Raw genomic sequence first — 14,194 nt, 5'->3', positions numbered from 1 at the left:
TCCCGCGCGCCCCCCGTCGGCCCGTGCACCGTCCATGACCCAGGAAGCCGCCATGACCACCATCAGGCCTGTCAGATCCGCGCTGTACCCGGTGCCGCCCCAGGGCCTGCCCCCCTCACGGCCCGCGCCGCCGCAGCCGCGGCACCTGCCCCCCAGCACCGAGCCGCCGGCCGGGTGCCCGCCGCCCCTGCGGCAGCGCCGGTGGTGCCTGCGCAGGACCAGCACGATGACGCCGTGCCTGGCACGGCGACGCGTCCGCGAGGCCCTCCGGGACTGGGGGATCACCGAGCGGGCCGAGGACGCCGAGCTCATCGTCAGCGAGATGGTCACGAACGCTGTCCTCCACGGCGGGGGCCGCACGGTCGTCGTCGCTGTCGCCGCCGACTCCCAGGCAATCAGGCTGGGCGTCACCGACCGCGGTCGTCCCCGCGGGCCGATCGTCCCGCTCCGGGCTGCACCCGACGACGAGTATGGCCGCGGCTTGGCCCTCATCGCGGCCACCGCCAACGACTCCGGCTCCCACACCACCCGCCGCGGCAAAACCCGCGTATGGGCCCTGCTTCTCCGCCACCCCGGCGGCACGGCAGGCCGGCTGGCCGACATCGAGGACGACGCGGCAGGCATCCACCTACTGACCTGCGAGGTGTTCGGCTACGGCGTCGAAGACGCCGCCGAGCTGCTGCGCGACTGGTGGGCCCTGATGGTCAAACACCTCCGCCAGCTCCTGCCGCACGCCGACGCGATGGCCCAGCAGCAGCGGCGCGGCCGCGGCCCCTCCGCCGCCGAGATGCGCATCAGGAGCATCCGGTACGCGCTGGAGCACCAGGACACCGCACCGCCGGCGCTGGACGATGCGCAGATGCTCGCCCGCCAGTGCCACGCCCTACTGCTCAGCCTCGGCCAGGCGCCGCACCCCGCCAGCACCTGCCCGCTGTGCTGATGCCGACCTTCCGGGGCCGCCCTGCCCGTGCCACCGGAGCGCCCATCGCCGCGGCCATCGCGTCGTGGCTGAGCCTGCCAAAAGCCTGACGAACGGAAGGAGTGCCTGCCCTCTCCTCGGGGGCAGGCACTCCTTCGTGGTGGTGCCCCGGCCCCCTCATGACGACACCGTGTGACATGGGCGGCCGGCTGGCCATACGAGACTGAGCTCCACGACCCGATGGGCACCATCCCCCGCACCCATGCGGCATCCGAGGCACCGCTGGGCGAGCAGCCGACGTGGCGCCGGACGTTTCGACGGCACCGGGGCGCACCGTTTCCAATGGAAACGCTAATCTCGGGCCGTACTTCTGATCCCAGTGCTGGAGAACCGATGGCAGGCGCGCTCCCGCGGCCCAAGCGTAAAAGCACCCACTCCAATCCCCAGGTGACCCCTGAAGCGTCCTTCTATGCCGACAAGGACCGCAGCGGCGACACCCTGGACCTGGACCCTGCAAGCCTGTGCCCCAACCCCTTCAACCGGAGGGAGATGAGGGGGGTACCTGAGCTCGCCGCCACCATCAGCGAAGTGGGCCTCCTACAGAACATCGCTCACATCCGTGCCGAGGTCTGGCTCAAGACCTACCCGGAGACCGCCGACCAGATCACTGCACCGAACGTGATCCTCTTCGGCGAGCACCGCTGGCGCGCCATCCAGCATCTGGGCTGGGAGACCATCCCCAGCGTGCTGCGAGACGACAGGGTGAAGGACGCCCGCCTCATCACCCTGATCGAAAACCTGCGGCGCGCCCAGCTCAGCCCGCTTGAGGAGGCCGAGCACTACCAGGCGCTCCGCGAGGCCGGCCTCTCCTACCAGCAGATCGCCGAGAAGGTCGGAGAGACCGCAGACGGTGCCCTTTCCAAGGGCACCGTCTGGAAGCGGGTCCGGCTGCTCGAACTTCACCCCGAGGTGCAGCAGGCGCTGCGAGACGGCATGCTCAAGGTCAGCTCGGCCGAGAAGGCCCAGGAGCTGGACAGCGAGGATCAGCGGGACTACCTCAGCCTTGTGCTCGGCGGAACGCGCCCCGCGGAGGCCCACGCACAGATCCTGGCCCGCCAGCGCCACGCCGAAGATGCCCCGGACGACGACACCACCGTTTCCACTGGAAACGCCCCGAGCGGAGATTCGGCCGCCGGCCCCCTACCGCTGGCGCACGAAAAGGCCGTTTCCACTGGAAACGCCACCGACCAGAGTGACGGTGCGGCGGCGCCCGAGGGCAAGGCCGTTTCCGATGGAAACGCTGCGGGGCGCCCGCCTGCCCAGCGCAAGCCGAAGCAGGACAAGCCGAGGAACGGCGACTCCGACCGTCGCACCGCCGCAGCGGCCCGGGACGCCGCTTGCCGTCGTCTTGTCGAGACGGTGGACCCGTCCGACCCTGCGAACCACGAGCTGATCCTCGGCGTGCTCACCGCGACCGTACTCGCACCGCAGCAGCAGTCCGCCGCCCAGCAGCGCGCCTTTACCTGGCTGCGCGAAACCAACCGCCACGGTCTCGAAGAAGCTGCCGACGCCTCGGCCTACTTCAACGCCGTGCAGACGTCTCGTGACAGCGCCCTGCAACGTCTCGCCGCCTTCGCATGCGGCCTAGCCGCCGCCGAGCTCCGCACCGCAGCGCGCCGCCAGTCCTGGAGCAGCCGCGAGATCCACCATGTCCGTGTCCTCCAGGAGCACGCGGAGTACGAACCGCAGACCGAGTGGGAACAGAAGGAGCTCGGCATGGTCACCGCAGGAGGGACCCGATGACCGGCCTCAACCGCCGCTTCCGTCCCAAGGGTCGTAACTGGCCTCTTATCTGGTCGTACGTGATTGAGTGCGGCGGCTCTACGAAGACCACCAGCGTGACGTCCATGGCCGTCATCGCGGCCCTACGCGGGTATCGCAGCGTCGTCTTCGACCTGGACAGCAACATGTCGTCCTCGCTCGTCCTCGGCTACGACAAGACCGCGCTCAAGGGCAAGAAGACCTCCCTCGACCTGATCTATGGCACCGCCACGCTGGACGAGGTCGCCTTGCCCGCTCGCTACCGCATTGGTGAGGGCTACGACGACGACGCGTTCGCCTTCATCCCGAACCTCCGGGTCGTGCCCAGCAGCCCGGCGATGGCCGGCGCGGACACCGCCATCGCGGAGGACCCGGACCGCAACGACTGGTTCGCCGAGATTCTGCACGCCTACGAGGGCGACGACACGGTGTTCCACATGGACTTTCCTGCGAGCTACGGCAGGATGCCCTACTCCGTCCTGCGCATGATGGACGAGGACGACTTCGTGATCCCCTCGATCAAGGCCGACCCGAAGGATGTCCGCCTGGTGCAGGGGCTCATCGAGGAGCTGGAGCGCGTACGGGACAAGAACCGAAACCGCCGCTCCGTCCCTGGCCGCCCCACCCTGAACCACATGCTCCTCACCGGAACGCCGACCAGGACCTACAAGGAAGCTGCCGCCCGCCGCGCCGCCCAGCAAGCCGAAGCCCTGTACGGCTCCATTCTTCTTCCCTACATCCGGTACTCGGCCGACGCGAAGAAGCTGTACGAGGACGAGTGCCCCCTGCCAGTCCTTCTCCCGAACAGCAACCCGTCCGTGGACTACCGCAAGGTGATGACGCACCTGGGCTTCACCGAGCTGGCAGCCTGACCGTTTCCATTGGAAACGCCTGGCCGGGCCGGGCCCCGCAATGCAGCCCCAGCGGGGCCATGTTGCGGGCCCGGTCGTGACCTCTCGCCGCGCCGGGCCACCCTCCGGCGCCGGTTCTCGTTGCCGCCAGCACCTTCGTGGGCTGGCTTCGAGCCTGTGAGATTCACAGGCCGTTCCCCCAGGCGAGTAGACAGACAAGCCGGCTTGTGAGGCGGCTGTGAGCCGCGGCGCTGTGTGCGATGTGCGGGGTATCCGGAACCGCCCCGGACTCGTTGAGCAGGCATGGACGACCAGTCGTGCGCCGGGGTGGCGCTGTTTGCCGAGTACATGGCCCAGGAGTACACCGCCGGCCGGTGGGTGCCGACACCGCACGAGCGGCAGTTCGCCGAGGACGTGGCGAGGGGGGATCTCACCGCGCCGTTCCTGCGGTCGGCGGTGCGGCAGGCCCCGACCGGTAGCCGACTGGGCGGGATGCTCGCCCAGGCCGCGGAGTTCCTGGAGTACGGGGGGACGCAGGACGGCCTGGTGCCGGTGCGGCAGCTGCTGGACGCGATCGCCCCGGAGTTGCCGCCCCGCCGACTGCCGGCTGGCCGGTAGCACAGCCAAGGGCCTGCACCCTGGCGGGGGTGCGGGCCCTTCACCCCCGTCGTCAGCGGTCCAGCAGGCCCAGCTGCACCATCCTGTTCACAGGTTCCCGGCCGTACTGGGCCCCCGCGCAATGCGCTGGCCTGCGGTGCCCGGACTGGTCAGAGCCAGGTGCCTTCCAGGGCGCGGCGGTCGCCGGTGAGGGCGTAGCGCCGGGCGGCGAGGACGGTTTCGACGGTGCAGCCGATGTCCTCGGCGTACCGGGCCAGGACTGCCTCGGAGGCTTCCTGCTCGGACAGGTAGGCCGGGGCGAGTTCGAGGGCGATACGACCCAGACAGCCGCCAGCCTCGGCCATCGTGTCCACCAGGCGCCGCCCCGCCCCCGTGTTCGAGGGATCCCGCTGGAAGTCAGTGAGCGCGCGCTCCATGGCGCCGATCACATCGCGATCGCCGGCGGGGGCGCCGGCAGTAGGGAGCGGTCGGCGCAGTTCGTCCACGCACCGGTGCACGATCTCCCGGACGGCCGGACCATCCAGCTGGCCGGTCTTGCCGGCCGCGGTGAGCTGTTCGGTGACGGTACGACCGAGCTCGTCGAGCCGGCCGTGGACCTCGCGCAGCGCCCGCTGCGACAACCCCCAACCTTCCACCCCGGCGACCGGCTCGGTGTCTCCCGCGGGAGACACCGCCAGCACGCCGGCGGCGCCGATCGCCCGCTCCAGCACCCCGGCCGACTCGGCGATGTCGATCAGCCGGTATGCCTGCGCCCTGCTCACCCCGAACTCCGCCTGTGCGTACTCGCCCCACCCGGAATACCCCAGTGCCACCCACACCTGCGCCCGGTGCGCGGCCCGTACCCGCTGGGCCAGGGCCACGGCAACCCGCCGTGCCTCACCGATCACCTCGCGCAACTGCTCGGTCAGCCGTTCCGCCTCGGCGCGGCCTACCGGCTCAAGCGCCCGGCCCAGCCCCGCATCGTCCAAGGAAGCCACCCCTCCATGGTGCGCCCAGTGGAGGCATCGGGGCAGGGGAACGGTAGGAGCCGTCTTTGCCGTGAGGGTGGTCAGGCCGGCAGCTGGGTGGACGGTGTGGCTGCCAGGGCTTCGCGCAGTTCGCGTGCGGCGGGTAGTTGCCGGGCTCCGCGGGGGAGGGTGCCGGTGAGTTCCTGGCCCCGGCGGGCGATGAGGCCGGTGCGGTAGGCGGGTGGGAGGGCGGTGATGATGTGGACTGCCTGGGTGCAGGCGCTGTCGTGGTCGCCCTTGGTGGCCGTGCACAGGGCTTCGTCGAAGTGGATCAGTGCGGGGGACATCACCGAGGTGGGGCTGATGAGCCGGAGGGCTTCGGTTTGCATGTGGGTGGCGGGGCCGGTGTCGCCGATGCCGGTGTAGGTGCGGCTGGCGTGGACGAGGTGCTGCTGGAGGGGGTAGCCGTACCAGGTGCCCGAGGCGTCGGTGTCGCGCAGGCTCTCGCGTGCGCGTTCGGCGTCGGCTATCGCCTTGCGGGCTTCGGCGGCGTGCCCGAGGGCCGCGTGAGCGCGGGCCTGGGCTGCGGCCGCGAGCGCGTGAGCGGGTGAGATGGCGTCGCCGGCCAGGGTGCGGGCGCGGTCGGCGAGGCGGAGGGCTGCGGCGGGCTGGCCCCAGTTGAGGGGCACCATCGCTTCCCGGGCGGTCACCCAGGCGTGCACCGCGGTGTCGCCGCTGGCCTGGGCGGCGGCGGAGGCGTTGGCATACCAGCGGTGGGCGTCGCGGGGGTGGCCCATGTCGCCGAGGACCAGGGCGACGATGCCCGACAGCTGTGCGGAGATCCGCAGGACCCGCCGGCGCTCGCCGGTGTCGAGTTGCTGCCCGAGGAGCCGGTTGACGTCCTCGACGTCGAGGAGGGCGTCGTGCAGGAGGGCGATGGGGGCGCGTCCGCCGTAGCCGCAGCCATAGCGCCAGGCGGTCTCCTCCCACTGGCCGATCACGGCGTCGCGGCCGGCTGCGGTGGCCAGAGCGGATTCGGCCCTGGCCTGCTGGCCGGCGAGGAGTTCGAGAACCGGCGGGGACAGGACGGCGCTCGCGCCGAGCGCGGCCCGGATGATGGTGCGTCGTTTCATGTCGTCTTCTCCCTCCTCTCCCGCCGCGGGATCTGCCGAAGCGCCGTCGCCGAGAGAGCTCGTGGTGGTGGGTGGGAGCGGGCATTGGCCGGCCGCCCACGGCCGAAGGCGCGAGAGTGCTCCACCGGTTCCCAGGGCGGTGTCGCACGCTGCCGTCAGTTCCTCCGACAGCAGGTGCTTACCCGATTCGGCGTGGGAGATCAGCGATCGGTCGCAGTGGACGCGGTCGGCTAAGCCCTGCTGGGACAGGCCCCGGAACGTGCGCCACTCGAACAGCTCCCGGCCCATGAACTCGGCCCAGCTGCGGTAGGGGTTGAGCTGCCTGGGACGCCGCGCCACGGTGTACCCCCTCATGGTGAGGACTGGGACTCACATTCGTTCACGATGCCAGACCTTCCGTGCCCCGGCCGGTGAAGTCCAGTCTGCGGGATGCGACCCCAACACCCTTGCCTGCGAGGGGTGTTCTCCTCCCGGGGTCTTGTTGGCGCGGTGGTTCGCCGTTCCCTTCACGATGAGCACGGCGGACCACCGCATCCGTCTCGGCAGATCGAGGATCGGCTTTGATGACGAACGACGGCATCACCTGGTATCTGCGCGACTTCGTTGCCCTGTTGGTCTTGGGCCTGGCCGGCCCGGTGACGGTGCTGCACCAACAGGCCGGGAACCTGATCGGCCTCGGCCACGAAGGCAGCACCGTGCCGGTGGCGGCCCCGCACGAGCCCGTACAGGGCTGAGCACCCTCACCGACGCGGGCCGGTTCGCCGGCCCGCCGACTGCTCCGGTGCCCGATGCGCCACGGTCCGTTCCGGGCGCCGGAGCCTTCCAGCGCCGCCTCCTTGCCGGGGGCGGCTTCAAGGGTCCGCCCTTCCGGCCTCGCCACGGGCGGGCGGGCCCGCGCGGGGAATCCTGCCCCGGCCTCCGTGCGGCTCGGAGGCCGGGGCAAGGACCCGCCCTGTACCGGCAGCCTCCGCCCGCCGACACCGGCGGGTGGCTTCGCCCCGTACTTGGAGGCATCTCGTGAAAGTCCCGCTCACCCTCGCCCCGCCGATGGCCCGCGATGAGACCGACTGGACGGCCCTGCTGAACTTCGCCGCCCTGCGCGGACAGCTGCGGGTGTCCTTCGGACCGGCCTGCAACATCGCCTGCTGGTTCTGCCACGACGAGGGCGACATCCCGCCGGGTCTGGCCCGGCAGGACGCGTCGAAGAAACAGCGGCCCCGGTCGCTGTGCGCCGCACACTACGTCACGGTCATCACCGCGCTCATGGAGGCGGGGCTGAAGCGGGTCTACTTCACCGGCGGCGAACCGCTCACCTCGCCCCTGGCCCGGCCGGTCCTCGAACAGCTGCCGCAGCCGGGCCCGGACACCTCCTACACCCTGATCACCAACGGCACCCGCGTGCGGGCCAGCCAGCGCTGGCTGGCCGAGGTCCCGCTGGACAAGGTGAAGGTCTCCCTGCACTACTTCTCCGACGACACCTTCCGGGCCATCGCCGCGACCCGCCTGGGCATCGCGACGGTGCTGGACGGCATCGAGGCCGCCCGCGAGCTGTTCGAGCAGGTGGAGCTGAACTGCCTGCTGCTGAAGGACAACCGCCACGAGGTCCGCTCCATCCTGGACTTCGCGCTGGCCCGGCGGATGCCGGTGCAGTTCATCGAGCTGGTCGGTACCGACTTCAACGTCGAGCGGGCGGATGCCGCTGTGCCGGCCGACGACATCGTGGCCCACCTGCGGACGCTGACCCGTGATGAGCACACCGAGGTCGCCGGGGTCGGCCAGGGCCGGCGCGTCTTCCGCGTCGACGGCATCGAGATCGATGTCATCCACCGCAACCTCGGCCGCCACCACGTCGGCCAGTGCGGCACCTGCCCCCAGCGGAGCACGTGCGTCGAAGGGTTCTGGGCCCTGCGGCTCGATCACGACGGCGGCCTGATGCCCTGCCTGCTGCGCAGCGATCTGCGCCTGGACCTCAAGGCCCTGCTGGACGACCCGGACCGCCTGGTCGCGGCGGTGGCCGGGCACGTGGCTGCCTTCACGGAGGGAACGCTGTGAGTCCCCTGCCGCCCGCCTACGCGCCCGCCTGCTACGACCGCAACCGGGGATCGTTCTCCGTCCTGGAGGGTGTCTCCGGCATCGGCAAGACCACGGTCAAGGAGCTGATCGCTGACCGTACGGCGGCGGCCGGCCTGCACACGCTGCCCCGCCCGCTCAGCGACTGGTCGGGGACCGTCAATGCGCGGCTGCGGCCGCTGCCGCAGTTCGCGTTCTACCTCTCCGGGCTCCTGCACGCCTCCGACATGGTCCGCAGCTACCGCCGGCACGGCCCGGTCGTCGCCGACCGGTACGCCTCCTCAGTCCTGGCCTGCCACGCAGCCGTTCACGGCATCCCGCTGGATGACGTGCGTCGGATGCTGGAGCCCTTCCGCCCCTACCTGGAAGTGCCGGACCACACCTTCTACCTGCGCTGTTCGGAGGAGACCCTGCGGCAGCGGCTGGCAGCGAAGGAACAGGGCGGCGCCCTCACCCCCGACGATGCGGAACTGCTCGCCGTGCCCGGCCGCCTGAAGGCCCTGGTGGACAACTTCGAGGTGGTCGCGGAGGTGGACCCCTCGGCCGTCGTCGTGGACACCGACGGCAAGACCCCCGGCGAGGTGGCCGACTGGATCACCGGCCACCTGGAGGCCGGGCATGCTTAACCCGGTCGACGCCGAGAAGGTCATCCGCGACGGCGCCGCCGCCGGCCGCTACCCCGACGACATCCACGAAGGGGTCGCCTGGTGGGTCGGCGCCTGCCTCGTGGCCGTCACCCAGGCCGCCCGTATCGCCGTCGCCTACGACGGTCGGGCCACCAGTGTCACTTTCCACCGCCGCCTGTGTCACGGCGCGGTGAACGCCCAGCACTTCGCCTGCACCGTCCACGACCTGCACGTGGCCGGCGAGGACGAGCTGCGGGTCGCCATGAAAGACCTCGGAGGAGTGCCTGGCGCCCTGGTGACCACCAGCATCGACAACGGCGGCGAGAGGGTCCGCATCGTCCTGTACGGCCGCGACAGCCAGGTGCTGGGCGAGGATGCGGGCCTGGCCCGTATCCGGCGGCTGATCACCGAAGACCGCGTCCCCCGTCCCGTCAACGACCAGGCCCGCGGCCGCATCGAGCCCTACCGGCGGCACCGGCCGGAAGGAGCCGAGCAGTGATCAACGCGGCCGACATCATCACCTCCGGCACCAGCATCCTGTTCGTGACGCTCGACTCCCTGCGCTACGACGTCGCCCGCTCCGCCTACGACGAGGGCATGACCCCGCACCTGGCCGCCCTTCTGCCCGAGGGCGGCTGGCAGCGCAGGCAGACCCCCGGCACGTTCACCCTCCCCGCTCACATGGCGTTCTTCTCCGGCTTCCTGCCCAAGCTGCCCCAGCCGAAGCAGCCGCCCCGCCTGTGGGAGTGCCGGCCGCCCGCGTTCAAGACCGTGCCGCCCGAGACGTTCCTGTTCGACGCCCCCAGCCTCCTGGCCGGCCTCGGCCAGCACGGCTACCGCACCGTCTGCGTCGGCGGGGTGACCTATTTCTCCCGCGAGACCCCGCTCGGCAGCGTGCTGCCCGCAATGTTCGACGAGGACCACTGGCGGCCCGAGTTCTGCTCGCCCGAAATGGACTCCACCCGCCATCAGGTGGACCAGGCGCTCGACCTCGCCGACCGGCACCGCGGCCGGCCGCTGCTGCTGTTCGTCAACGTCTCCGCCACCCACGTCCCCCACGGCCACTACCTCGGCCAGCAGGACGACACCACCGCCTCCCAGCGGGCCGCGCTCGCCTACGCCGACGAACACCTCGGTCGCCTGATCACCACCCTGACCGCAACGGACCGCTGGCTGGTCATCATGTGCGCCGACCACGGCGACGCCTACGGAGACGACGGCTACCACGGCCGGGGCATCGCCCACCCCGTCGTGATGAATGTTCCCTACGCAGCCACTGTGCTCCAAGGGCGCCGCTAAGCTCGCTCGCCATGAGCGATGAGGTTCACCGGCGAGGCCCGGCCCGCGACGCCGCCGTGGTGGTGGCCCGCGACGACCAGGGCCTCGTCGCCATCCTGACCGCCGACTTCCCCCGCCACGGTGGCGAATACCTCTTCCTGCCCGGCGGGCGGCGCGAGGACGGCGAGACCCCGCAGGAGTGCGCACGGCGGGAGCTCTTGGAGGAGGCCGGCATCACCGCCCGCCGGTGGCAGCCTCTGGGCACGTACGCCATCACCCTGGAGTCCACCGCCCGCATCCACCTCTACCAGGCCCGCGACCTCACCCTCGGCCCACAGCAGCTCACGCCCACCGAGGAAGACTTCAAGCTCTCCTGGTGGCCCATGGCCGACGCCATCGTCGCCGCCGCCGAAGGCCGCTTCCTCCTCCCGGCCGGCCCCCTCGCCCTGCTGCTGGCCGACCGGGCCGGATAACGCCCCGCCAGCGGCCCGCCGGCCGGTAGCACGGTGAAGGGCCCGCCGGCGGGGTGCGGGCCCTTAGCTCTGGGTGTCAGCGGTCCAGCAGGCCCAGCTGCACCAGCCTGTTCACCAAGTTGCCGGCGAGGTCGCCGGTGTCGATGTCGTCGTCGCCGACGTCGTCCAGGTAGTTGTTCAGCACGGCGGCGAGTTCGTCGGTCAGGCGGTCACGGTCCATCGTGGTCCTCCAGCTGCGCGGGCCCAGTGGCGGGCGGTTGTCGTTGGTCGATCGTCGGCGGTGGTGCTCTCGGGCCCTCGTGGCGGGCCCTACTGCTGGGCCCAGTCGATGCCGAGTTCGGCGAGGGCGGCGCGTTCTTCCTCGCTCAGCCGCCCTCGCCTGGCGCGGGTGTTCGATAGCCATACGCCGGCCCGGACTTCGGTCCCGTCCGGCAGGACTTCCACGTGGGCCCTGGGGACGGCCGTGGAGCCGGTGCGGGCTTGGTACTGCCGGACGGCCTCCAGCCCCCGCCGGAACGCCGCCGAGGCCCCTTTACGGGCCCGTACGGGCGTCTCCTCGGCCGCCGGGGCGGGCAGGGGCGTGACGCCCAGCCGCTCCAGGCGCTGCTGCTGTTCGGGCAGCAGCGCGGCCCATACGGCATGCTCGCGCTGTCGCTCCAGCCACCGGCCCACGTCCATGCCGTGGACGGTGACCCCGGGCAGCAGGTCGTCCAGCGTCGCCCCCTCCCCGGCCCCGCCGCCAGCCGCTCCGGCCGACGCGCCGACCACCGCGCCGGCCCCGCCGCCGGCCGAGATGCTGCTCCCGTCCCCGCTGCCCGCGCCGGCGCTGGCGTCGCCCGAGGCGCCCGCGTCCACGCCGGTGCCGGTCTCGGCGTCGTGGTCCTGGTCGTCCTCGATGCCGAGGAGCACCCGGACCGCGGCGTAGTGGCGTTGCCAGTCCAGCGGCCACGCCGGGTTCCAGTCCCGGTCAATGGCCGCCAGCGCCTCGGCGCGCTCGGGGTACTTGTCCAGGGCGCCGGGCCGGCGGAGGTTGGACAGCCACTGACCCACCGGCTTGTCCAGCGCGACGGCGTTGCGCGGCGCGCACAGCGTCCAGTGCTGCTCGTAGTACACCCGCGCCGCGGCCAGGTTCTCCTGGAACGCCGCGTCCGCCGGGTCCCACACCATGCCCAGCCCCTCCAGCCGCGCGATGCGCGAGGCCGGCATCTGCCCGGCCCCGTACGCGCGGCGCTGCTCGGCGACCCACCGCCCCAGCGGGTACGCGCCCTCCTGGTGGCTGAGGGGAACCCGGGCGTGCTCCTCACGGCGCACGTAGCGGCGCAGGGCGGCGTAGCCGCGGGCCCAGTCCTGCCGCTCCGTATCGATCACGTTGAAGCTGACCCAGTCGGCGATCATGACGGGGTCGCGCGGCGCCGCGAACCGCAGCAGCACCCGGGACTCCTCCTCGCCCTCCTCGGGCGCTGGCCCGATCCACCGCGACGGCTCGATCACGCGCTTCTGCGGCTCCTGCGGGATCGCCAGCAGCTCCACGGCCTCCTCGTCGTGCGCCCGCAGCCCCTGAAGGACCTGCACCAGCGGCCGGTAGGACCCCGAGGTGAACATGTCCTCCGGCTCCTCGCCGGCCTTCAGGAAGACGGGCACGATCAAGCTCGCGAGCTTGCCCTCGCCGGGTTTCTGCCGCAGCGCCCGGCCGATGGCCTGCACGATGTCGTGGGGCGCCCCTTTGGGGTCCAGCAGCGCCACCGAGTCCACCGCCCGGATGTCGACGCCTTCGCCGAGGACCTTGCAGTTCGCCAGCACGGCCCGCTGTTCGGTTGTCCCGAACCCCGACAGGGTCTCCTGCCGGCGCTCCGCCGGGTGCTCACCACAGAGCCAGTCCGCCCAGACGGTCGCGGGGTAGGTCTCCGGCTGGTCCGCGTGGAGCTTGCCGGCGACCGCGGGCAGGCCCTCGGCGAACGCCTGAGCCTCTATCGTCCGGTGGTGGAAGGTGATGCACGTGCTCAGGTTGTGCTCGGCCATGGTGCGCAGCAGCCCGGCCTGCAACGCGGCCAGCCGCTGCCCCCGCACCTCCTCCTCCCGCCGCTGCTCGCCGCGCAGCCGTTCGGGGGTGACGACCGGGTCGCGCAGCTCCATGACGATGATCTGGTACCGGGCCAGTAGGCCCCGGGTGACCGCTGACGCCAGCGACAACCGGTACAGCACAGGCCCGAAAATCTGTTCGTCATTCATGGAGGCCGCCAGCTCCTCCGGCAGCGGATCACGCCACCCTTCGCGCACCTCCTCCACCGGCGGCCGCTCCTGCCAGATCCGCGGCGTCGCCGTCAGGTACAGCCGCCGCGTCGCCGGAATCACCGCCTGGTCGTGGACGGCCGCCCATGCCTTCCCCAGCGACCCACTGGTTCGGTGCGCCTCGTCCACCACCACCAGGTCCATGGGCGCCAGCTGCTGGCCGTAGAGGCCGGCGAACGCCTCGGCCAGCACCGGCAGGGACGCGTACGTGGCGAAGACGAGGACCGGCCCCTGCCCGTGCCACATGGCCAGCCGGATGGGGTTGGTGGTGCAGCGGACCCGCAGCGACCACAGCAGCGGGTCGTCCTCCAGGGAGCAGACCGCCACCGCCGGCCCGGTGTGTCCGGCACGCCGCCACTCCCGCGCCGTCTGCGTCAGCAGATCCAGCGTGGGCACCACCACGAGAATGCGCCCGTTCGGGGCCAGCCGGCGCGCCGCGGCCGCGGCGCTGATGGTCTTGCCGGTGCCGCACGCGGAGATCATCTGCCCCCGCAAGCCGTTCTCGGGGACCCGCCGGCCCGGCGGAATATCCAGCCCCCGCACAATCGCGTCCACGGCCTCTACCTGATGAGGGAACAATTCGATGGTCTCGGGCATCCGTATTCCTCTTCGCTCGGGTGGTGGTTTCCGGGGTGGTGCGTAATTCCGTGCGGACCGCATTTCGGCGACCGGCGGTTGTCTCGCTCTGGTACCTGATGGTGTGTCAGGTTGGTGGGTGGTGCTGGTCCGGGTGGGGTGCCGGCCCGGACGGGCCGTGGGCCGGCCGGGGGTGTCCGGCGGGGTTGGGTGGGTTGTCCTGGCCGTGGGGCTGTTCTCGTGTTTGTGCAGGTCAGAGCCGTGATGGTGGCGAGTGGTTGGGGGAAGGAGGGGGTGGTCCCGTGCTGCGCCGCGATGGCGCCGGCCGTGCCCGGCGCCGGTTGGGTGGGGTGGGTTGTGCTCCGCGGGGTGGTGGGGCACGATCCCAAACTCTACACATGCATCATGTGGCGGTGTAGGCTGTTCTCACAGATTGGCTGAGACGGTTCCCGCTCCTCCGCTCCTGTCACGGCCGGTAGTTGCCCACCGCCCCCGCGCCCCCTCCTCCCATAGGTGCCGCCCGCGAAGCGGGTCAGGGTCCGGGAGCGGAGCGGACGGGCCCTCGTGTCGCGGAGCGGCACGTCAGGCCCCAA

The 14,194-nt window shown here is 71.6% G+C and carries 14 protein-coding genes; 10 read left to right on the top strand and 4 right to left on the bottom strand.

The window, feature by feature from the left end:
* The first annotated feature begins 52 nt into the window (after positions 1–52).
* The 4 genes from IE305_RS31685 (at position 53) to IE305_RS31670 (ending at position 4,209) form a co-directional block, all read left to right on the top strand.
* Complete coding sequence (locus IE305_RS31685; protein ID WP_190133294.1) at positions 53–940, top strand: ATP-binding protein; 888 nt, start codon at positions 53–55, stop codon at positions 938–940.
* Between the two features lie 426 nt (positions 941–1,366).
* Positions 1,367–2,722 carry a ParB/RepB/Spo0J family partition protein gene (locus tag IE305_RS31680; RefSeq protein WP_229891804.1) on the top strand — a complete coding sequence of 452 codons (1,356 nt, stop codon included), beginning with the start codon at positions 1,367–1,369 and terminating at the stop codon, positions 2,720–2,722.
* Positions 2,719–3,612, top strand: coding sequence for a ParA family protein (locus IE305_RS31675; RefSeq protein ID WP_190133292.1), 894 nt, complete (start codon positions 2,719–2,721; stop codon positions 3,610–3,612). The genes IE305_RS31680 and IE305_RS31675 overlap by 4 nt, the downstream gene beginning before the upstream one ends.
* Positions 3,613–3,894: 282 nt before the next feature.
* A complete protein-coding gene (locus tag IE305_RS31670; RefSeq protein WP_190133291.1) occupies positions 3,895–4,209 on the top strand; it encodes a hypothetical protein in 315 nt (104 codons plus the stop codon).
* A gap of 149 nt (positions 4,210–4,358) precedes the next feature.
* Here the strand turns inward: IE305_RS31670 and IE305_RS31665 are convergent, their stop codons facing one another.
* The gene (locus IE305_RS31665) at positions 4,359–5,186 is read right to left on the bottom strand and encodes a hypothetical protein (RefSeq protein ID WP_190133290.1); all 828 of its coding nucleotides are present in this window, start codon (positions 5,184–5,186) and stop codon (positions 4,359–4,361) included.
* A gap of 71 nt (positions 5,187–5,257) precedes the next feature.
* Positions 5,258–6,577, bottom strand: coding sequence for a helix-turn-helix transcriptional regulator (locus IE305_RS31660; protein ID WP_506005210.1), 1,320 nt, complete (start codon positions 6,575–6,577; stop codon positions 5,258–5,260).
* 275 nt (positions 6,578–6,852) lie between these two features.
* On the opposite strand from IE305_RS31660, the gene IE305_RS31655 reads away from it, so the two are divergent.
* The 6 genes from IE305_RS31655 to IE305_RS31630 all read left to right on the top strand — a co-directional run bounded on the left by IE305_RS31655 (position 6,853) and on the right by IE305_RS31630 (position 10,736).
* On the top strand, positions 6,853–7,023 hold the full coding sequence (locus IE305_RS31655) for a hypothetical protein (protein ID WP_190133288.1): 171 nt from the start codon (positions 6,853–6,855) through the stop codon (positions 7,021–7,023).
* 283 nt (positions 7,024–7,306) lie between these two features.
* Positions 7,307–8,341 carry a radical SAM protein gene (locus IE305_RS31650; protein WP_229891800.1) on the top strand — a complete coding sequence of 345 codons (1,035 nt, stop codon included), beginning with the start codon at positions 7,307–7,309 and terminating at the stop codon, positions 8,339–8,341.
* Positions 8,338–8,985 carry a dTMP kinase gene (locus IE305_RS31645; protein WP_190133287.1) on the top strand — a complete coding sequence of 216 codons (648 nt, stop codon included), beginning with the start codon at positions 8,338–8,340 and terminating at the stop codon, positions 8,983–8,985. Before IE305_RS31650 ends, IE305_RS31645 begins: the two co-directional genes overlap by 4 nt.
* Complete coding sequence (locus IE305_RS31640) at positions 8,978–9,484, top strand: phosphohexomutase domain-containing protein (protein WP_190133286.1); 507 nt, start codon at positions 8,978–8,980, stop codon at positions 9,482–9,484. The genes IE305_RS31645 and IE305_RS31640 overlap by 8 nt, the downstream gene beginning before the upstream one ends.
* Complete coding sequence (locus IE305_RS31635) at positions 9,481–10,284, top strand: STM4013/SEN3800 family hydrolase (protein WP_190133285.1); 804 nt, start codon at positions 9,481–9,483, stop codon at positions 10,282–10,284. Before IE305_RS31640 ends, IE305_RS31635 begins: the two co-directional genes overlap by 4 nt.
* 11 nt (positions 10,285–10,295) lie before the next feature.
* Positions 10,296–10,736, top strand: coding sequence for an NUDIX hydrolase (locus tag IE305_RS31630; protein WP_190133284.1), 441 nt, complete (start codon positions 10,296–10,298; stop codon positions 10,734–10,736).
* Between the two features lie 76 nt (positions 10,737–10,812).
* Here IE305_RS31630 and IE305_RS31625 read toward each other — a convergent pair whose 3' ends face one another.
* Together IE305_RS31625 and IE305_RS31615 are read right to left on the bottom strand one after the other, a co-directional pair.
* Positions 10,813–10,956 carry a hypothetical protein gene (locus tag IE305_RS31625; protein WP_190133283.1) on the bottom strand — a complete coding sequence of 48 codons (144 nt, stop codon included), beginning with the start codon at positions 10,954–10,956 and terminating at the stop codon, positions 10,813–10,815.
* An 89-nt stretch (positions 10,957–11,045) separates the two neighbouring features.
* The gene (locus IE305_RS31615) at positions 11,046–13,622 is read right to left on the bottom strand and encodes a DEAD/DEAH box helicase (RefSeq protein WP_229891798.1); all 2,577 of its coding nucleotides are present in this window, start codon (positions 13,620–13,622) and stop codon (positions 11,046–11,048) included.
* Between the last annotated feature and the right edge of the window lie 572 nt (positions 13,623–14,194).

It is taken from the genome of Streptomyces mashuensis, from assembly GCF_014654785.1.
GTDB lineage: Bacteria > Actinomycetota > Actinomycetes > Streptomycetales > Streptomycetaceae > Streptomyces > Streptomyces mashuensis.
The sequence above is the reverse complement of the archived record's forward strand: the minus strand, read 5'-3'. Positions and strand labels throughout refer to the sequence as shown.